Source organism: Dysosmobacter sp. (assembly GCF_052306735.1).
In the GTDB taxonomy this organism is placed as follows: Bacteria; Bacillota; Clostridia; order Oscillospirales; family Oscillospiraceae; genus Oscillibacter.
Window position 1 is genome coordinate 1 of record NZ_DAWBAJ010000007.1, and the last position, 18,991, is coordinate 18,991.

Annotated in this window: 21 protein-coding genes; 13 read left to right on the forward strand and 8 right to left on the reverse strand. The window is 61.3% G+C overall.

What is annotated here, in order from left to right; translation table 11 throughout:
• Both rpsB and ACT67G_RS03120 read right to left on the reverse strand, forming a co-directional pair.
• On the reverse strand, positions 1 to 164 hold a 164-nt coding region (rpsB, locus tag ACT67G_RS03115), incomplete at its 3' end, for a 30S ribosomal protein S2 (protein WP_443663018.1).
• Between the two features lie 192 nt (positions 165 to 356).
• Complete coding sequence (locus ACT67G_RS03120) at positions 357 to 641, reverse strand: YlmC/YmxH family sporulation protein (protein WP_325247069.1); 285 nt, start codon at positions 639 to 641, stop codon at positions 357 to 359.
• A gap of 148 nt (positions 642 to 789) precedes the next feature.
• Between ACT67G_RS03120 and sigG the strand changes: the two genes are divergently transcribed.
• The 3 genes from sigG to ACT67G_RS03135 all read left to right on the forward strand — a co-directional run bounded on the left by sigG (position 790) and on the right by ACT67G_RS03135 (position 3,876).
• Positions 790 to 1,560 (forward strand): RNA polymerase sporulation sigma factor SigG, encoded by a 771-nt coding sequence (gene sigG / locus ACT67G_RS03125; RefSeq protein ID WP_443662962.1) that lies wholly within the window; start codon positions 790 to 792, stop codon positions 1,558 to 1,560.
• A gap of 104 nt (positions 1,561 to 1,664) precedes the next feature.
• A complete protein-coding gene (locus ACT67G_RS03130; protein ID WP_325247067.1) occupies positions 1,665 to 2,075 on the forward strand; it encodes a PaaI family thioesterase in 411 nt (136 codons plus the stop codon).
• Between the two features lie 103 nt (positions 2,076 to 2,178).
• Complete coding sequence (locus tag ACT67G_RS03135) at positions 2,179 to 3,876, forward strand: glutamine--tRNA ligase/YqeY domain fusion protein (RefSeq protein WP_326215977.1); 1,698 nt, start codon at positions 2,179 to 2,181, stop codon at positions 3,874 to 3,876.
• Between the two features lie 188 nt (positions 3,877 to 4,064).
• Here ACT67G_RS03135 and ACT67G_RS03140 read toward each other — a convergent pair whose 3' ends face one another.
• Entirely contained in the window at positions 4,065 to 4,256 is a 192-nt protein-coding gene (locus ACT67G_RS03140; RefSeq protein WP_443662963.1) for a DUF951 domain-containing protein, read from the reverse strand.
• Between the two features lie 93 nt (positions 4,257 to 4,349).
• On the opposite strand from ACT67G_RS03140, the gene ACT67G_RS03145 reads away from it, so the two are divergent.
• Positions 4,350 to 5,285, forward strand: coding sequence for a S1 RNA-binding domain-containing protein (locus ACT67G_RS03145; protein ID WP_443662964.1), 936 nt, complete (start codon positions 4,350 to 4,352; stop codon positions 5,283 to 5,285).
• On the opposite strand, the gene ACT67G_RS03150 is transcribed toward ACT67G_RS03145, so the two are convergent.
• On the reverse strand, positions 5,266 to 6,534 hold the full coding sequence (locus ACT67G_RS03150) for a replication-associated recombination protein A (RefSeq protein ID WP_325248049.1): 1,269 nt from the start codon (positions 6,532 to 6,534) through the stop codon (positions 5,266 to 5,268). The two genes, ACT67G_RS03145 and ACT67G_RS03150, sit on opposite strands and share 20 nt — an antisense overlap.
• Before the next feature lie 122 nt (positions 6,535 to 6,656).
• Between ACT67G_RS03150 and nth the strand changes: the two genes are divergently transcribed.
• The 4 genes from nth to ACT67G_RS03170 all read left to right on the forward strand — a co-directional run bounded on the left by nth (position 6,657) and on the right by ACT67G_RS03170 (position 8,533).
• Complete coding sequence (gene nth / locus ACT67G_RS03155; RefSeq protein WP_325248082.1) at positions 6,657 to 7,301, forward strand: endonuclease III; 645 nt, start codon at positions 6,657 to 6,659, stop codon at positions 7,299 to 7,301.
• Positions 7,302 to 7,403: 102 nt separating this feature from the next.
• Positions 7,404 to 7,661 carry a hypothetical protein gene (locus ACT67G_RS03160; RefSeq protein WP_443662965.1) on the forward strand — a complete coding sequence of 86 codons (258 nt, stop codon included), beginning with the start codon at positions 7,404 to 7,406 and terminating at the stop codon, positions 7,659 to 7,661.
• Between the two features lie 25 nt (positions 7,662 to 7,686).
• Complete coding sequence (locus ACT67G_RS03165; RefSeq protein WP_325248053.1) at positions 7,687 to 8,133, forward strand: hypothetical protein; 447 nt, start codon at positions 7,687 to 7,689, stop codon at positions 8,131 to 8,133.
• Complete coding sequence (locus ACT67G_RS03170) at positions 8,126 to 8,533, forward strand: hypothetical protein (RefSeq protein WP_443662966.1); 408 nt, start codon at positions 8,126 to 8,128, stop codon at positions 8,531 to 8,533. Before ACT67G_RS03165 ends, ACT67G_RS03170 begins: the two co-directional genes overlap by 8 nt.
• Positions 8,534 to 8,575: 42 nt before the next feature.
• Here the strand turns inward: ACT67G_RS03170 and ACT67G_RS03175 are convergent, their stop codons facing one another.
• The 4 genes from ACT67G_RS03175 to trpS are packed head-to-tail and all read right to left on the reverse strand — an operon-like array spanning position 8,576 to position 12,685.
• The gene (locus ACT67G_RS03175; protein ID WP_325248057.1) at positions 8,576 to 9,322 is read right to left on the reverse strand and encodes a hypothetical protein; all 747 of its coding nucleotides are present in this window, start codon (positions 9,320 to 9,322) and stop codon (positions 8,576 to 8,578) included.
• A gap of 37 nt (positions 9,323 to 9,359) precedes the next feature.
• Entirely contained in the window at positions 9,360 to 10,502 is a 1,143-nt protein-coding gene (gene wecB / locus ACT67G_RS03180) for a non-hydrolyzing UDP-N-acetylglucosamine 2-epimerase (RefSeq protein ID WP_325248059.1), read from the reverse strand.
• Positions 10,503 to 11,666 carry an MraY family glycosyltransferase gene (locus ACT67G_RS03185; RefSeq protein ID WP_325248061.1) on the reverse strand — a complete coding sequence of 388 codons (1,164 nt, stop codon included), beginning with the start codon at positions 11,664 to 11,666 and terminating at the stop codon, positions 10,503 to 10,505.
• Positions 11,667 to 11,677: 11 nt separating this feature from the next.
• Entirely contained in the window at positions 11,678 to 12,685 is a 1,008-nt protein-coding gene (gene trpS / locus ACT67G_RS03190) for a tryptophan--tRNA ligase (protein WP_326215983.1), read from the reverse strand.
• A gap of 217 nt (positions 12,686 to 12,902) precedes the next feature.
• Between trpS and ACT67G_RS03195 the strand changes: the two genes are divergently transcribed.
• The 5 genes from ACT67G_RS03195 to ACT67G_RS03215 all read left to right on the forward strand — a co-directional run bounded on the left by ACT67G_RS03195 (position 12,903) and on the right by ACT67G_RS03215 (position 18,943).
• Positions 12,903 to 13,802 (forward strand): DMT family transporter, encoded by a 900-nt coding sequence (locus ACT67G_RS03195; protein ID WP_443662967.1) that lies wholly within the window; start codon positions 12,903 to 12,905, stop codon positions 13,800 to 13,802.
• A 133-nt stretch (positions 13,803 to 13,935) separates the two neighbouring features.
• Positions 13,936 to 15,426: a glutamate--tRNA ligase gene (gene gltX / locus ACT67G_RS03200; RefSeq protein ID WP_443662968.1), complete on the forward strand. Its 1,491-nt coding sequence runs from the start codon at positions 13,936 to 13,938 to the stop codon at positions 15,424 to 15,426.
• Positions 15,427 to 15,503: 77 nt separating this feature from the next.
• Entirely contained in the window at positions 15,504 to 16,514 is a 1,011-nt protein-coding gene (asnA, locus tag ACT67G_RS03205; RefSeq protein ID WP_325248070.1) for an aspartate--ammonia ligase, read from the forward strand.
• Between the two features lie 254 nt (positions 16,515 to 16,768).
• The gene (locus ACT67G_RS03210) at positions 16,769 to 18,034 is read left to right on the forward strand and encodes a CapA family protein (protein WP_443662969.1); all 1,266 of its coding nucleotides are present in this window, start codon (positions 16,769 to 16,771) and stop codon (positions 18,032 to 18,034) included.
• 30 nt (positions 18,035 to 18,064) lie between these two features.
• Positions 18,065 to 18,943 (forward strand): AAA family ATPase, encoded by an 879-nt coding sequence (locus ACT67G_RS03215; RefSeq protein WP_443662970.1) that lies wholly within the window; start codon positions 18,065 to 18,067, stop codon positions 18,941 to 18,943.
• The last annotated feature ends 48 nt before the right edge of the window (positions 18,944 to 18,991 follow it).

An 18,991-nucleotide genomic window follows, 5' to 3' on the forward strand; every position in this document is an offset into this window, starting at 1 on the left:
GCCTCCTCCAGCTTGCGGACGGTCTTCTGCAGGTCCACGATATAGATGCCGTTGCGCTCCGTGTAGATGTAGGGAGCCATCTTGGGGTTCCAGCGGCGGGTCTGGTGACCGAAGTGGACGCCCGCCTCCAGCAGGGCCTTCATGGATACGACGTTAGATGCCATAGTGTTTTGTTCCTCCAAATCAGATTTAGTTTGACCTCCGGCGGCTTCATCCCCTCTGCCAATCGGTTAAGACACAGACAGAAAGTCGACGCGCCGTGCGGAATGCTGAAATATAATACCACAACTGATCTGCCCAATGCAAGCATTATTTCCAAAAAATGAGGAAAAATCCAACACAAATTCCCCGGATGGCTACCGTTTTCGTCTTCCCCGGTGATCCGTCCCGTTTTCCCGGCGGGGAAAAGGCTTATCCACCAGGATCAGATCCTCCCCGATGCGCTGGATACACTCCCAGGGAATGTAAAACTCCTCCCGGGGACCGAAGAGCCCGAAAAAGCGGCAGGGCCCATAGACCACGATGGCGGCCACCTGCCCCTCCGGCAGGCGGATATCCACATCCGAGACGAACCCCAAGCGGCAGCCGTCGCAGACGTTGATGACTTCCTTACAGCGTAAATTCCGGATCCGGCACTGCACCACATCCGCCTCCCTTCTCTTCCTTTCATATATGCGCCTCCCGGGCCGTCCCATACACACAGGAAGCGACAAAAGCTTCCAGTATAGGAAAAATCGCCTCCGGCAATACTGGTTCGGGAAGTCTTCCCGGAACAAGGAGGCTGCATCGATGCAGGGAAAAGTGGAGATTGCGGGGGTCAACACCGCCAAGCTGCGGGTGCTGAAAAACGACGAGACCATGGCGCTTTTGAAACGCGCCAAGGCCGGCGACCAGGAGGCCCGCCGGGAGCTCATCGAGGGGAATCTCCGGCTGGTGCTCTCGGTGATCCAGCGCTTTGCCGGACGCAAGGAAAACGTGGATGATCTCTTCCAGGTGGGCTGTGTGGGCCTCATCAAGGCCATCGACAACTTCGACACCAGCCAGATGGTGCGCTTTTCCACCTACGGCGTCCCCATGATCATCGGGGAGATCCGGCGCTATCTCCGGGACAACAGCGCCATCCGGGTCTCCCGCTCCATGCGGGACACCGCCTACCGGGTCTTGCAGGTGCGGGACCGTCTGGTGGCGGAAAACCAGAAGGAGCCCACCGTGGAGCAGATCGCCCAGGAGCTGGACATTCCCCGGGAGGACGTGGTCTTCGCCATGGACGCCATTGTGGACCCGGTATCCCTCTACGATCCGGTGTACTCCGACAGCGGCGACACCCTGTGCGTCATGGACCAGGTCCGGGACAACAGGAACACCGACGAGGACTGGACGGACCGCATCGCCCTGAAAGAGGCCATGAAGCGCCTGGATCCCCGGGAGCGGCGGATCCTGTCCCTGCGGTTCTGGGAGGGCAAGACCCAGATGGAGGTCTCCGCAGAGGTTGGCATCTCCCAGGCCCAGGTATCCCGGCTGGAAAAGGGCGCCATCAACACCATCCGAAAAAGTCTATAAAAATACCGTGGCCGCCCGGCGGAACTTCCGTCGGGCGGTCCGTTGACGCTCCGGCCCTTTTGCGTTAAAATGGCAAAAACAGCAAGAAAAGCGAGGTTTGGTAGATGGACTATCAAAAGATCGTGGATTACCGCAACAACAACAATCCCTACGCCAAGCGCCTGGGCATCGTGGTGCAGGAGATCGGCCCCGGCTATGCCCGGGTCACCAAGACCGTGGAGCCGGAGGACTGCAACCCCATCGGAAAGACTCACGGGGGCGTCTACTTCTCCATGGCGGACACCGCCTGCGGCTCTGCCGCCGCCTCCTACGGCTATCTGGCCGTCACCGTCTCTTCCCAGTATAATTTCCTGCGCAGCGCCGTCCCCGGGGACACCCTCACCGCCCAGGCCCGGGAAGTCAAGCGGGGTAAGACCATCTGCGTCTTTGACGTGCGGATCACCGACCAGCAGGAAAAGCTGCTGGGGACCGGGTCTTTCACCTTCTATCTGCTGGATCAGAAAACCGACGTGTGACGCCGCTTTCCGAAAAACGCCGGAATCCCTTGCAATTTCCAGGAAGATTCTATATAATAATGTCCACTTTTGATTAATGTTCGACAGGAAGGATGAGCTGCCCATGGCAGAGGAGATCAAAACAACCCAGGAAGAAGCCCCCGAGAGCCGGAACTTCATCCACGCCTTTATTGAAGAGGATATCGCCCCCGGCGGCCAGTTTGAGGGCATGACCGTCCACACCCGGTTTCCCCCGGAGCCCAACGGCTACCTGCACATCGGCCACTGCAAGGCCCTGATCATCGACTTCGGCACCGCCGAGAAATTCGGCGGACTGTGCAACCTCCGGATGGACGACACCAACCCCGCCAAGGAGGACACCGAGTACGTAGACGCCATCAAGGAGGACATCCACTGGCTGGGCTTCGACTGGGGCGACCGCTTCTTTTACGGCTCCGACTACTTTGAAAAGACGTATGAGCTGGCGGTGGGCCTCATCAAAAAGGGCTTGGCCTACGTGTGCGAGCTGAGCCCGGAGGAGTTCAAGGCCAACCGGGGCGACATCGGCATCCCCGCCACCTCTCCCTACCGGGACCGCCCCATTGAGGAGTCTCTGGACCTCTTCGAGCGGATGAAGAACGGCGAGTTCCCGGAGGGATCCAAGACCCTACGGGCCAAGATCGACCTGAATAGCGGCAACTTCAACATGCGGGATCCCGTCATCTACCGGATCCGCTACATCGAGCATCACCGCCAGGGCACCAAGTGGTGCATCTTCCCCATGTACGACTTTGCCCACCCCATTCAGGACGCCCTGGAGGGAATCACCCACTCCCTGTGCTCCCTGGAGTATGAGGATCACCGTCCTCTCTACAACTGGGTCATCGAGCATGTGGATGTCCCCTCCCACCCCCGCCAGATCGAGTTTGCCCGTCTCGGCATCAACTACACCGTCATGTCCAAGCGCAAGCTGCGGGCCCTGGTGGAGGGCGGCAAGGTCTCCGGCTGGGACGATCCCCGGATGCCCACCCTCTGCGGTCTGCGCCGCCGGGGCTACACCCCCCAGTCCATCCGCAACTTCTGCGAGCGCATCGGCGTGGCCAAGACGCCCTCCACGGTAGACTACGGCTTCCTGGAGCACTGCCTGCGGGAGGATCTCAACGAAAAGGCCCAGCGGGTCATGGCAGTGCTGCACCCTGTAAAGCTCACCATCACCAATTACCCTGAGGGGCAGAGTGAGACCGTCACTGTGGAAAACAATCCCCTGGACGAGTCCGCCGGCACCCGGGCCGTCACCTTCTCCCGGAACCTGTGGGTGGAGGCCGACGACTTCCTGGAGACCCCGGTGCCCAAGTACAAGCGCCTCTTCCCCGGCGGCCCCGAGTGCCGCCTCAAGGGCGCCTACCTCATCACCTGCACCGGCTGCGTCAAGGATGAAAGCGGCAATGTCACGGAGATCCTGGCCACCTACGATCCCGAGAGCCGGGGCGGCAACCCCGCCGACGGCCGCAAGGTGAAAGGCGCCACCATCCACTGGGTGGACGCCGCCACCGCCGTGGACGCGGAGGTGCGTCTTTACGACTACCTCTTCTCCGACCCCAATCCCGATGCCGCCGACAAGGATTTCATGGAGTGTCTGAACCCCAACTCCCTGGAAGTCCTCACCGACTGCAAGGTGGAGGCCGGCCTGGCCAAGGCCCAGCCCTCCGACCGCTTCCAGTTCATGCGCCAGGGCTACTTCTGCGCCGACAGCAAGGATTCCGCCCCCGGCCATCTGGTGTTCAACCGCAGCGTCTCCCTGAAGGACAGCTTCAAGGTCTGATCGCGTAATTGAGAAAAGCTCCCCTGCGCCGAAAGGCGCAGGGGAGCTTTTGCAGATAGAAAGCGCCGCTGCGGCAGGCAGCGGCGCTTTGTTTTCTCAGTACAGCAGGTAGGGGGCCACCATGGACGCCAGCAGCGCAATGACCATGACCACCACCAAAATCAGCGCCACGGCGCGGGTACGTTTGTTCATTTGGGTTCCTCCTTTGTCAAGATCTTCCGGATGCTCTTTTCCGCCTTGCTGCGGGGCAGCATCAGCTCATGCCCGCAGCCCAGGCACTTGAGTTTGATGTCCATGCCCACCCGCAGGATCTCCCACTGGGAGCTGCCGCAGGGATGGGGCTTTTTCAATTCCACCTTGTCGTGCAGGTGCAGGTCCATTCCAATTCCTCCAGTCAAACCTGTGTCTTTTTGCGCATAGTATGGTTTCAACAAACCAACCGCCGCCTGTGCGGCAGATAGGATGCGATATCAATGCCGGAAAACAAGCTGTTCCCGCCGGAGGGACTCCGTCCCCCGACTCCCTGTTCCTTACCGCTGCTCCAGTCCGCCGCAGCCGACGGCTCCATTCTGGAAGGATGCGTGGACCGGTGTGACGGAGAGCTGGCCCTCCACCTCTCCCTGGACGGCATCCGGGGCTACATCCCTCCATCGGAAGTCCTCTCCCCCTGGATCAGCGGCGCCCAGCGGGAGATCTCCGTTCTCTCCCGGGTGGGGCGCCGGGTGTGCTTTACCGTGCAGTCCGTCACTGCGGACGAAAAAGGCGCGCCGCTGGCCCTCCTCTCCCGGGCCGACGCCCAGGAGCGGGCCCTTGACTGGTTCCTCGCCAATCTGCGTCCGGGATCCGTCATCACGGCCCGGATCACCAGCCTGGCCCCCTTCGGCGCCTTTGCGGATATAGGCTGCGGCGTCATCGCCATGCTGCCACTGGAGCACATCTCCGTCTCCCGCATCTCCCACCCGTCGGACCGCTTCTCCCCGGGACAGAAGATCCTGGCGGTGATCCGGGCCATGGACCCGGAGCGGCGCCGCTTCACCCTCACCCACCGGGAGCTTCTGGGCACCTGGATGGAAAACGCCAGCCGCTTTCAGGTGGGAGACACCGTCACCGGCATCGTCCGCAGCATCCGGGAGTACGGCACTTTTATCGAGCTGACCCCCAACCTCTCAGGCCTGGCGGACAACCGGGAGGGCATCTGCGAGGGAGACGCCGTCTCCGTGCGCATCCGCAGCATCCGGCCGGAGAACATGAAGGTCAAATTGCAGCTCATCGACCGCCTGCCGCCGCCGGAAAATCCCGCGCCGTTGCGCTATCAGATCACCGACGGGGTGCTGGAGCGGTGGATCTACTCCCCGCCGGGGTGCGTGAAGACACCGGTGGAGACGGATTTTACAGAGGCTCGCCCTTGATCTTTTCCCAGTAGGCCCTGGCGGCCTGCTCCGTCTTGTTGTCGCCCCAGTGGTAGTATTTGACGTCCTTGATGGCGTCCGGCAGATACTGCTGGGGCACCCACCGGTTTGGAAAGTCGTGGGGATAGAGGTAGCCCTGCTCCCGCTCCTGGCCGGAGGTATCCACGTGGACATTCTGCAGGTGGCGGGGAATGTCCCCGCTCTTCCCTTTTTTCAGATCCGCCATGGCGGCGATGATGGCGTTGTGGGCGGTGTTGGACTTGGGGGCCGTGGCCAGCAGGATGGCCGCCTCCGCCAGGGGAAGCCGGGCCTCCGGCAGTCCCACCTGCACCGCCGCGTCCACGCAGGCCTTGGTGATGGCCATGGCCATGGGATAGGCAAGGCCCACATCCTCCGCCGCGATCACCAGCAGACGCCGGCAGGGTGAGAGCAGGTCTCCCGCCTCCAGCAGCCGCCCCAGATAGTGGACCGCGGCGTCCGGGTCAGAGCCCCGGATGGACTTTTGCAGCGCCGAGAGGATGTCGTAGTGGGCGTCCCCGTCCCGGTCGTAGCGCATCGCGCTGCGCTGCGAGACCTGTAAGGCGTCATCACTTGTCAGGATCAGCTTCCCGTCCACCGGCTGCGCCGCCTGGCACAAAAGCTCCACGGCGTTGATGGCTTTGCGGACATCGCCTCCGCAGGCGGCGGCGATCTGTCCCGGGACAGCTTCCTCCCAGGAAAGGGGCAATGTACTGCGCTGGCGCTCAATACGCAAAGCCCGCAGCACCGCCGGTTCCGCCTCCGCGGCGGACACCGCCTTGAACTCGAACACCGTGCTGCGGGAGAGCAGGGCGCTGTACACATAGAAGTAGGGATTCTCCGTGGTAGAGGCGATGAGGGTCAGCTGCCCGTTCTCCATGAATTCCAGGAGGCTTTGCTGCTGCTTCTTGTTGAAATACTGGATCTCATCCAGGTACAGCAAAATCCCGCCGGGGGCCATCAGGGTGCCCACGTCGGCGATGATGTCCTTGATATCCTGCAAGGAGGCGGTGGTAGCGTTGAGACGGTAGAGGGTCTTTTGGGTCTTTTGGGCGATGATGTTGGCGATGGTGGTCTTGCCGGTGCCGGAGGGCCCGTAAAAGACCATGTTTGTGTCAGTGCCGCTCTCAATGAGCCGGCGCAGTACCGCGCCGGGGGCAAGCAGGTGCCGCTGTCCCACCACCTCGTCCAGCGTTTTGGGCCGGATCTCATCTGCCAGGGGGCGTCCCATGTCCACCCCTCCTTTCATACTGACTAAATTGGAATTATACCACACGCTCCCTGTGATTTCCACGGTTTTTTCCCTAGCCTTGTGTCGAATTTTGTGGTATGCTGGGGAGCGAGGTGATGACCATGAAATCCAAGGCCGCCGTGAAGCGGATCATTGAAACGCTGAAAGGGCTCTATCCCGACGCCCTTTGTTCCCTGCAATATGAAAAGGACTACGAGCTGCTCTTTGCCGTGCGGCTGTCCGCCCAGTGTACCGACGAACGGGTCAACAAGGTCACCCCCGCTTTGTATGAGCGCTTTCCCACCCTGGAGAGCTTTGCCCAGGCAGATCCGGCGGAGGTGGGAGAGTACATCCACTCCTGCGGGTTTTATAACGGCAAGGCCCGGGACATCGTGGCCTGTGCACAGCAGCTGCTCCAAAAGCACGGCGGCAAGGTCCCCGGCACCATGGAGGAACTGACGGCCCTGCCCGGCGTGGGCCGCAAGACCGCCAACCTGATCCTGGGAGACATCTACCACCAGCCCGCCTACGTCTGCGACACCCACTGCATCCGCATCACCGGGCGGCTGGGCATCACCGATGGGTCCAAGGATCCCGTCCAGGTGGAACGGCAGCTGCGCAAGGTACTGCCGCCGGAGGAGTCCTCCGATTTCTGCCACCGGATGGTGCTCTTCGGCCGGGATACCTGTACCGCCCGCTCCCCCAAGTGTGAGGGCTGCCCCCTGGCCGGGGACTGTGCTGCTGCCAAGGCTGCCAAGAAAAAATAATCATGTCTCTGGAAAGTGCCTGCCGCCGTGCAGGCACTTTTTTTCATTTCCCATCATATACTGGGACAGAGTACGGGAATCTTCCCCTATAAGGAGGCACACATGGACGAGAAAATGGCCCGCATGGCCCAGCAACTCAAGAACAACCCCGCCCTGCTGGGACAGCTGATGCAGTCCCAGGACGGTCAGGCCCTGATGCGGATGCTCTCTGACGGCAGCCGGGGGGCCTCTTTGCAGCAGGCGGCACAGTCCGCCGCCAACGGCGACACGGCAGCGCTGGCCGCCATGATGCAGCAGATCATGAGTTCTCCCGGCGGCGCTGCCCTAGTGGAGCACATCCGGAAAACAGTAAAGCCCTGAAAAAGCGGGGAAAGGCGGTGGCCCTATGGCCGAACTGGACGAGAAGATCAACGCGCTGCTGTCCGACCCGGACAGCATGGCCAAAATCATGCAGCTGGCCCAGTCCCTCTCCGGGAGCTCCGGCTCTTCGGAGTCCCAGCAAGCCCCCCAGGGACCGTGGAGCGCCTCTTCCCCGCCGCCTTCTCCCCAGCAGGCCGCCCCTGCCTTTTCTCCCGCCGGTTCCGGCGGCGGGGGCGACCCACTCTCCGCCCTGACGGGTGGGCTGGATCCGCAGCTTCTCATGCGGCTCCTTCCCCTGGTGCAGGAGCTGGGCTCCGGTCAGGACACCAACGCCCGGCGGCTTGTATACGCCCTGCGCCCCTACCTGAAGCCGGAGCGCCAGGACAAGGTGGAGCGGGCGCTGCAGCTGGCACGGCTGTTCCATATCGGGAAGAAATTCTTAGAGGGCTGGGGAGGGATCCGGGATGTATAACCGCTATATCCGCAATGACCAGGGCGGGTACACCCGGGTCCCGGAGCCGGAACAGTCCGGGCGGGAAACGCCGCCCCAGGCTCCATCGGAGTCCCAGAGCGGCACCGGGCCTCCCCCCGGCGGCGAAAGACCGCCCCGGGACGGGCCATCCCCTCCCCGGCAGGAGGCTCCCCCTCACCGCCATACCTCAGAGCGGCCCGCCTATGAAAACGCCGACAATCCGGGAAACAGCGGCCTGGCTGACGGCCTCACCGGCTTTCTGCGCCACATGCTGGATCAGTTTCACTTGGACAGTGTGGATACCGGGGATCTGCTGCTGCTGGGGCTTTTGTTCTTCCTCTTCCGGGAGGATGCCGATGAGGAATTGCTGGTGGCCCTGGGATTATTGCTCATCCTGTAAAAAAGAGCGGAGGCAATCGCCTCCGCTCTTTGCTGATTCTCCTTATCCCATGACCACCGTGCCGTCCGGCAGGGTAAAATCATTGGTAAATGTGGGATCCGACACCATGGACAGCTCCCCCATGCGGTAGATGGTCTCGCCGTCCTGCTGCCGCTCCGCCGCCACCAACAGCCCTGTATCCACATTGACCCAGAAGCGGCTTACGTAACCGTCTTCATTCTCCGCGGTCTCCACATAGATACACTTCATGTCGGAGGCCATCCGGTAATCCGCCAGGGCGATCTGCTCCACCTCCAGAGCCAAGACATCTTCGTAGGTGGGGATCATCTGCTCCTGATCGGCGGTGATGGAACCCGCCGCCAAGGTGGCAAAGTCCTTTTCGCTGTCGTACCAGATATAGGTGACTTCTCCGTCGGTAAGGCTGTGGCGCACCCGGCCGTCCGCCTGGGTGCGGTCCGTACGGGTCCAGGGACCATTCACCGCCACACTGACCTCGTTTTCGCCGCTGCCTCCGCTCCAAAACTGCATCACCCGGAAGGTGCGCCGGTACTGGGTAGGCCGTTCCAGAGCGGCAATGGCGGATTGGACCGTGTCCGGCCGGATCTCCACCAGCGTCAGATCGCTGCCGGACAGCTCGCCGTCCTCCTGGGCGTTGTCCGTGACATCCGATTCCTGGGGAAGCGTGATATGGGCGGTGCGGCGCAAACCGTTCACCAGCATCAAAATGATCACCAGAGCCATCAGCGCTACGAATCCTACGGTGATCCGGTTGAGTTTCCGCTTGTCCATCAAACGCCTCCTTCCCCTCAGGATGGTATGGAGCTGCTCAGAACTCCTCCGGCCGGTCAGCGCGCAGGCCGAAGCGCCATTCGATAGCGTCGGCGATCCGGCGGCAGGCATGGCCGTCGCCGTAGGGATTCACCGCATGAGCCATCTGGGTATAGGCGGCACTGTCGCGGATGAGCCGTTCCGCCATGGTGACGATGTCATCCTGCACCACGCCGCACAGCTTCACGGTGCCGGCAGCCACAGCCTCCGGCCGCTCCGTCTCCCGGCGCATCACCAGCACGGGCTTTCCCAGGGCGGGCGCCTCCTCCTGGAGCCCGCCGGAATCCGTCAGCACCAGGAAGCTGCGGGCCATGAGATTGTGCATCTCGTCGGCGGGCAGCGGGTCGATGAGATGGACCCGGGGCGCACCCCGGAGATAGGTGTCCACCGCCTCCCGCACCACCGGGCTCAGGTGCACGGGATACACCAGCTCCACATCTTCATTTTCCTCGGCGATCTGACGCAGGGCCAGCATGATGTTCTTCATGGGTTCGCCGTAGTTTTCCCGGCGGTGGCAGGTCACCAGAATGATCTTCTTCTCCCCGTAGGGCAGGTGGTTGAGCTCCTCCGTGGCAAAGCGGTAATCCTCCCGTACGGTGGTCTTCAAGGCATCGATGACGGTATTTCCGGTGACGAACAGCCCCTCGGTGATTCCCTCTTTCAGGAGGTTCTTTTTGTTGTTCTCCGTGGGGCAGAAATAGAGATCCGCAATGGCGGAGACCAGCTTGCGGTTCATCTCCTCCGGAAAGGGAGAATACTTGTCATAGGTCCGCAATCCTGCTTCCACGTGTCCAACAGGCACCTGGTGGTAGAAGGCGGACAGGGCCCCGGCGAAAGTGGTGGAGGTATCGCCGTGAACCAGGATCATATCCGGCTTCAGGCTGTCGATGGCCTCGTCCATCCCCAAAAGGCACTTGCTGGTGATGGTGGAGAGGGTCTGCCGGGGGGTCATGATGTCCAGATCCCAGTCGGGCTTGAGATCAAAGACCTCCAGTACGCTGTCCAGCATCTGGCGGTGCTGGGCGGTGACGCAGCAGAGGCTCTCGATTCCCGGGCGGGTGCCCAGTTCCTTCACCAGGGGGCACATCTTGATAGCCTCCGGCCGGGTGCCGAAGACGCTCATAATCCGTACGTTCTTCATTTAAGACTCCTTCTCCTTCCCCTTTTCCTCCTGGGAAGGCTTGTCCTCGTGGGCGTGGGCCCCCTCATGGTGGCCGTGCTCCTTGAGTTCCTCCAGCTCCTCATGGAGCTCCTCCCGAACCTCCTTGGGGAACACCACCCGGGCGGCCACCAGCGCCACAATGCACAGCGCCGCGAAAAACAGCATGGCCTTCTGTTCGCCGCCGGTGGTGAGCACCACGGCGGAGAGGCCCAGAATGGCGGAAATCACATACAGCGTGGCCACCGCCTGCTTCTGGTTGAGGCCCATGTCGATGAGCCGGTGATGGATGTGGCCGCGGTCGGCGTGCATGGGGCTCTGACCGTGGGCAATGCGCCGGATAAAGGCAAAGGTGGTGTCAAAGATGGGCAATCCCAGAATCAAAAACGGCACTGCGAAGGAGATGACCGCGTAGAACTTGAAAAGGCCCTGGATGGACATGGTGGCCAGAATGTATCCTAAGAACGTGGCGCCGGTATCTCCCATGAAGATCTTGGCGGGGTTGAGGTTATAGGGCATGAAGCCCACGCAGGCACCCACCAGGGCGGCCATCACCAACGCCACCTGGCTCTCGCTGCCAAGGAGGGCGATGATGAGCACCGTGGTGGCGGAGATGGCGGAAACACCGTTAGCCAGGCCGTCCAGCCCGTCGATGAGGTTGACGGAGTTGGTGATGGCCACGATCCAGATTACCGTCACGGGGATGGACAGCCAGCCCAGTACCCAGTAGAGGTTGTCCGAAAAAACGTTGGGGTTGGAGATGGCCTGGATCACCACACCGTTCATGGCGGGAATGGCCGCCGCCACGATCTGCACCACGAATTTGAACATGGCCGGCAGGGGCGTGATATCGTCCACCACGCCCAGGATCACGATGATGACGGCGCCCAGCAGAATGGACTGCATCTGCTGGTTGCCCCGGATATTCACAAACAGGACGATGCTCACCAGGAAGCCGATGAAGATGGCCAGGCCCCCCAGCCGGGGGATGGGCACCTTGTGCATCCGGCGGGCATCCTTGGGCACATCGATGGCACCAACCTTATAGGCGAAGGTCTTCACCACCGGGGTCATGAGAAAGCTGACCACCGCCGCTACCAGCAGCGCCAGGACCACATAGACGATCAGCTGATTTTCCAGTACCATGGCATCCTCCGTCAACGAGCCAAAAAGCCGATCTTCTTATAGACCTTGGAGAGGGTGCGGTTTGCCACCCGGGAGGCCTTCTCGGCACCGGCGCGGTACACGCTCTCCAGATATGCCTTGTCCGCCAGCAGCCGCTCCGTCTCCTCCCGGATGGGGCGCAGCAGCTCCACCACGGACTCGCCCACAGCGGTCTTGAAGTCGCCGTAGCCCCGGCCGGCGAACTCCGCCTCGATCTCCTGGAAGGTCTTGCCGGTGGCAGCGGAGTAGATCTGCATGAGGTTGGACACACCGGGCTTATTCTCCTTGTCGTAGCGAACGCAGGCCTCGGAGTCCGTCACGGCCTTCTTGAACTTACGCATGATATCCTCGGGCTTTTCCAGCATGTACACACAGCCGTTTTGATCCTTGTCGGACTTGGACATCTTCTTTTCCGGGCTGGTCAGGCTCATGACCCGGGCCCCCACTTCCGGAATATAGGGATCAGGGAGTTTGAACGTATCGCCGTAGATACCGTTGAAGCGGGTGGCGATGTCCCGGCAGATCTCCACATGCTGCTTCTGGTCGCCGCCCACAGGCACCAGATCCGCCTGGTAGAGCAGGATATCCGCCGCCATCAGGGCGGGATAGGTGAAGAGGCCGGCGTTGATGTTGTCGGCGTTTTTGGCGGATTTATCCTTGAACTGGGTCATGCGGGAGAGCTCGCCGAACATGGTGTAGCAGTCCAGCACCCAGCCCAGCTGGGCGTGGGCCGGCACATGGGACTGGACAAAGAGGGTATTCTTCTCCGGATCCAGACCGCTGGCAATGTAGGCCGCCACCTGGGTAATGGTATGGCGGCGCAGCTCCGCAGGCACCTGACGCACCGTGATGGTGTGCATGTCTGCCAGCATGTAGTAACAATCATATTCATCCGCCAGAGCGGCCCAGTTGCGGATGGCCCCTAGGTAGGAGCCCAGGGTCAGATCACCGGAGGGCTGGATGCCGCTGAGAATGCGTTTTTTCTGCACTTCATTTTCCATAGTTGGAACACCTCAAATCTTTCCATTGAACGCGCCTTGCAAAACGGCGCAATTTAACTTATACAGTGTACCACAGCCTCTGAAAAAGTGCAACGGAGAAAACGCTCCAGCCCCTGGGAAAATCTCGGGGCAGCAGCTGCTTTCAACCGGGCCTTGCCCTTTTGAGCGGAGCATGATATCATGGTCAGAAAATTCCGCGGATAAGGCAGGCTGTACTATGCAAAAAAGCACAAAACTCTCCGGATGGCTGATGGCCGTTTTCACTGTGATGGTCTGGGGCTCCACCTTCATCGCCAGCAAGAAGCTGCTGGTGTACTACACTCCCTCCCAGATCATGCTGCTGCGCTTCGTACTGGCTTACGGCGCCCTGTGGCTCCCCCGGCACCGGCGGCTGCATCTCACATGCCGGGAGGAGCTCCGGTTCGTGCTGCTGGGCATCTTCGGCTGTTCGCTGTACTTCTACACGGAGAATACCGCCCTGTCCTATACCCTGGCTGCCAACGTCAGCATCATCGTGGCGGCGGCCCCCATCTTCACCGCCGTGGCGGCCCATCTTACCGGCGAGGAGCGCCTCTCCTCCGGGACGCTGCTGGGCTTTCTCACCGCCTTCACCGGCGTGATTTTGGTGGTGTGCAACGGCACCTTCGTGCTGCGTCTGGATCCCCGGGGCGACTTCCTGGCCCTGGCGGCGGCGGGGTGCTGGGCAGTGTACTCGGTACTGCTCAAGCGCTGTGCCTCCTCTTATGACCCCATTCTGGTGACCCGGCGGACTCTGTTCTGGGGAGCCATTACGGCAGTGCCTTTTGTGGCTGCGGAAGGCGCCCCCTTCTCCCTGGAACCCCTGGCCTCCCTGCCCCTGGCCGGGTGCCTGGTGTTTCTGGGCCTCATGGGCAGCGCGTTGTGCTACGTCCTCTGGAACCACGCCATCCGGATTTTGGGGGTGGTGGCAGCCAACAATTTCATCTACCTCATTCCCTTCGTCACCATCGTCACCGCCCGAATCTTCCTGGGCGAGGCCATCTCTCCCCTGGCCATTCTGGGCGCCGTGCTCATCACCGGCGGCGTGGTGATGGCCCAGCGAACTCCCGCCGTCCGGAAACCCGCCCGGCAAACCTGACCCAAAATCCCCAAAGCCCCTCTGCTTTGGGGATTTTCCCGCCTCAGGGCTCACATTTTCTTGACATTCGCCGCCGCAGCGGCCATAATGCTAGATGTGTAATTGTGTAAATTTCCAATGGAGGTACCATTTTATGGAAATCGATCAGGCTTTCTTTGATGAGATGGAGGCCCGCATCCCCAAGGGCGGCGTCCGCACCCGGTTCGCCCCCTCCCCCACCGGCTACATGCACGTGGGCAACCTGCGCACCGCCCTGTATACCTGGCTCATCGCCCGGCACAATCACGGCACGTTTATCCTGCGCATTGAGGATACCGACCAGGGCCGTCTGGTGGAAGGCGCCACCGACGTCATCTACCGCACCATGGCCGAGTGCGGCCTGGATCACGACGAAGGCCCCGACGTGGGCGGCCCTGTGGGCCCCTACATCCAGTCGGAGCGGCGGGGCCTGTACGGCAAATACGCCCATCTGCTGGTAGCCAAGGGCGCGGCCTATTACTGCTTCTGCGAGAAGACTGAGTCCGAGGAGGACTCCGGCGAGTTTGACCGGGGAGACGACCCCTGCCGCAATCTCAGCCCGGAGGAGATCCAGGCCAATCTGGACGCCGGCAAGCCCTATGTCATCCGCCAGCGGATCCCCCACGAGGGCACCACCACCTTCCACGATGTCTCCTTCGGCGACATCACCGTGGAGAACAAGACCTTGGATGACCAGGTGCTCTTAAAGCGGGACGGCCTGCCCACCTATAACTTCGCCAATGTGGTGGACGACCACCTCATGGGCATCACCCATGTGGTCCGGGGCAGCGAATACCTCTCCTCCGCCCCCAAGTATAACCTCCTGTATGAGGCCTTCGGCTGGGATATCCCCACCTATGTTCACTGCTCCCCCGTCATGCGGGATCAGCACAACAAGATGTCCAAGCGCCACGGAGATCCCTCCTACGAGGATCTGCGGGATCAGGGCTATCTGACGGCGGCCATTTTGAACTACGTGGCCCTTCTGGGCTGGGCGCCCAAGGGCGAGCTGGGCGAGCAGGAGATCTTCTCCCTGCCGGAGCTGGTGGATGCCTTTGACATCGCCGGCATCTCCAAGTCCCCGGCTATCTTCGACATTGACAAGCTCACCTATTTCAACGCCACCTACCTGAGAGCTATGGCGCCGGAGGACTTTGCCAAGGCGGCGGAGCCCTATATCCGCCAGGGCGTGAAGAACCCCGCCATCGACACCGCTGCCGTGGCGGCGCTGCTGCAGGCCCGGTGCGAAAAGCTCACGGAGATCCCCGAGAAGGTGGACTTCTTCGACGCGCTGCCGGACTACGACGTGGCCCTCTTCACCAACAAGAAGTCCAAGACCGACAGTGAAGTCTCCGCCCGGATGCTCCAAGCGGCCATCCCCGCCCTGGAGGCTCTGCCCCAGTGGACGCAGGATGCCGTCCATGACTGCCTCATCTCCCTGGCAGAGAGCCTGGGAGTCAAGAACGCCACTCTCATGTGGCCGGTGCGCATCGCCGCCGCCGGCAAGCAGGTGACCCCCGGCGGCGCCGTGGAGATCTGCCACATTCTGGGCAAAGAGGAGACGCTGCGCCGTCTGCGCCTGGGCCTTTCCAAGCTGCAGGCATAAGCGCAGAAGCCCCCTCGATCCACCGCCGCAGTCTTCCATTCCGTTGTAACATTCTATAAAAAGGACTGATATACTCCATGAGCAAGCTCATCATCCCCGAAGGCTACAAGATGCCTCTTTCCAACAATCAGCTCCAGCGTGCCATCGAACTGATCCACACGGAGTTCCAGCACAGCCTCACCATCCGGCTGAACCTGCACCGGGTCTCCGCCCCCCTGTTTGTGGACGGAAACACCGGCCTCAACGACGACCTCAACGGCGTGGAGCGCCCGGTCTCCTTTGACATCCCCGACGTGGGGACCGACGGCCAGGTGGTGCATTCTCTGGCCAAGTGGAAGCGCTTGGCCCTCAAGCGCTATGAGTTCCCCGCCGGCAGCGGCCTCTACACGGATATGAACGCCATCCGCCGGGATGAAGTGGTTGATAACCTCCACTCCATCTACGTGGATCAGTGGGACTGGGAGAAGCACATTGAGGAGTCCGACCGGAACGTGGAATATCTCAAGGACACCGTCCGGGACATCGTGGGTGCCCTGTGCGACACTGCCACCGCCCTGCGCAACGCCTTCCCGGCTCTGACCTTTAAGCCCGAGCGGAAGGTGTTCTTCATCACCACGCAGGAACTGGAGGATATGTACCCGGATCTGACTCCCAACGAGCGGGAGACGGAGATCTGCCGCCAGCACCACACGGTGTTCCTGATGCAGATCGGAAAGCCCCTCAAGGGCTCCGGCAAGCCCCACGACGGCCGCGCTCCCGACTATGACGACTGGGATCTCAACGGCGATATCCTCATGTGGAACCCGGTGCTCCAGAGCCGCTTTGAAGTTTCCTCCATGGGCATCCGCGTCAATGCGGAGTCTCTGGACCGCCAGCTCACTGCCGCCGGCTGCGACCACCGCCGCAAGTTCCCCTTCCACCAGATGCTGCTGAACAACCAGCTGCCCCAGTCCATCGGCGGCGGCATCGGCCAGTCCCGGGTGTGCATGCTGCTCATCGGCACCTGCCATATCGGCGAGGTTCAGGCCAGCCTCTGGGATAAGGAAACCATGGAAGCCTGTGAAAAGGCTGGTATCACGCTTCTGTAAAGCTATATTACTTTCGTTCTGTTTTGGGCTGTCGCATCCTGGAACCGCCGTGGCCGGCGGTTCCAGGATGTCTTTTTTATACTCCGTCCCGCATAGTAAACCGCACGTTTTTCGGTTTGCGGTTGCATGTATTAGGGGAATTTTTTGAAAAAGTTGTCACTTTTTGAAAAAATTGTAATCTTTCTGTTGTTGACCCGCTGAACCCAGCGCTTACAATAGGAGCATAACAGCCCATTTGGCGGGAGGTGAAGAAGATGCGCTTATACAGCGGCGGAGGCAAGCGGCTCTCCGGCGGCGGAGGAACTGCCCGGGGCGGCAAACGGCTGCGCCCGGCCAAGCGCTCCCGGCGGTTCCTGACGGGCACCGTGGCGGCAGCAGTGACGGTTCTTGCGATAGCGGGCGCCATACGGGCCAGCGGTTTTTTTCACGCGGCCGCGCCGGCAGTCCCAGGACCGGACAGCACTTCCGATGATGCATCCGTAGAAATCATTCCCCTCACCCAGGCTCAGCCGGTCCAGGAGGAATCTGACGCGCTGCCGGATAACCGATTTCTCCTGAGCTTTGCCGGAGACTGCACCCTGGGCGTAGAGCATACCGCCTGGGGCAAAAGCGGCAGCTTTCCGGATGTGGTGGGAGAGAACTACGCCTATCCCCTTTCCGGGGTAAAGGAGCTGTTCAGCCGGGATGATTTCACCTTTGTGAATCTGGAGTGTGCCCTGACTTCCTATACGGTTCCGGCGGAAAAGGAATACCGGTTCCGGGGCCTGCCCGCCTACGGCCAAATTCTGACGGAGGGCAGCGTGGAGGCCGTCACTCTGGCCAATAACCACAGTCTGGACTACGGAAAAACCGGCCTGGCGGAGACGCGGCAGGTTTTGGAAAACCTGGGAATCTCCGCAGGCGGAGACGGTGAGACTTTTTTGTATACCACGTCCCGGGGATTGAAAATCGGCGTCTACACAGCCTACCATTTTGGCCGTCCGGAAATTAAAAAAGCCATTGAAAGCCTCCAGGCCCAGGGGGCTGAGGTCATCGTGGCCGCCTTCCACGCGGGAGTGGAGGGCTCCTATACCCCCAGCGCCCGCCAGCGGGAGCTCTTCCGGTACGCGGCGGAGTGCGGCGCCCACATCGTTTACAACAGCCATCCCCATGTGCTTCAGCCCATGGAGCAGTGGGGCGAGAGCGTAATTTTGTACAGCATGGGGAACTTCTGCTTCGGCGGAAACCGCAACCCCTCGGACAAGGACACCGCCATCATCCAGGTGGAGGTGGAACGCCAGGATGACGGGAGCGTTCAGGTCTGCGGAACCACGGTGCACCCCTGCTCTATCTCCAGCCGCTCCGACCGCAACGACTACCGCCCCACCCTCTATTCCCCCGACAGCGACGGCGCCCTGCGGGTAGAGCGCAAGCTGGCAGGCACCTACCAGCCGCCCCAAAAGGCGGAAGTCCCCCAGACCCCAGCCGTCCAGGAGATCCGCTATGACGGGGAGACCACCGCCGCCGTATCTGCCGGATAAACCAACATCCATACCAAAGAGGCCACCCACATGCTGTATCTGGAATCTTTCACCCTCCCCTCCGAAGGGGAGGAATCCAACTTTCTGCTGGGCGCTCCCAAGTGCCGCCGTACCTGCTACACCAGCCGCTATCCCTTTGGGATCTTCCCCCAAAAGCAGCTGACGGAGGTCACCTTCTCCCCCATCACCATTTTCCACGGCGGGAACGGCAGCGGGAAAACCACCCTGCTCAATCTCATCGGCGAAACTCTCCAGCTCCAGCGGGGGGCCGTGTTCAACCGCAGCGGCTTCTGGGATGACTATCTGCGCTTGTGCTCCTTTGAGTCTGCTCCCTCCTTCCGCCGGGAGATCCGGAACAACAGCCGGGTCATCACCAGCGACGACGTCTTCGACTATCTGCTGGACCTGCGCTGCCTCAATGAGAACATTGACTCCCGGCGCACAGAGCTGCTCTCCGAATACACGGACAAGCGCTACGCCAAGATGCAGCTGCGCTCCCTGTCAGATCTGGACGAGCTGCGCAAGGTAGTGGATGCCCAGCGCAAGACTGGCTCCCGCTACGTCCGGGATCAGGTGATGAACGATATCTCGGAACAGTCCAACGGCGAGAGCGCCTTTTTATACTTCACCCGGGAGATCACACAGGATGGCCTGTATCTGCTGGATGAGCCGGAAAACAGCCTCTCGGCAAAACTGCAGCTGGAATTGGCGCAGTTTCTGGAGGACGCCGTGCGCTTCTACCGCTGCCAGCTGGTCATCGCTACCCACTCTCCCTTCCTGCTGGCTCTGAAAGACGCAGTGGTTTACGATATGGACAGCTGCCCCGTTTCCCCCTGTCCCTGGACGGAGCTGGAAAACGTCCGAATGTACCATGATTTTTTTGAATCCCACCGGAGAGAGTTTGACTGATGGTTTCCCTGCCGGGGAAACGCGAAAAAGAATCAGGCGGATGCGGCC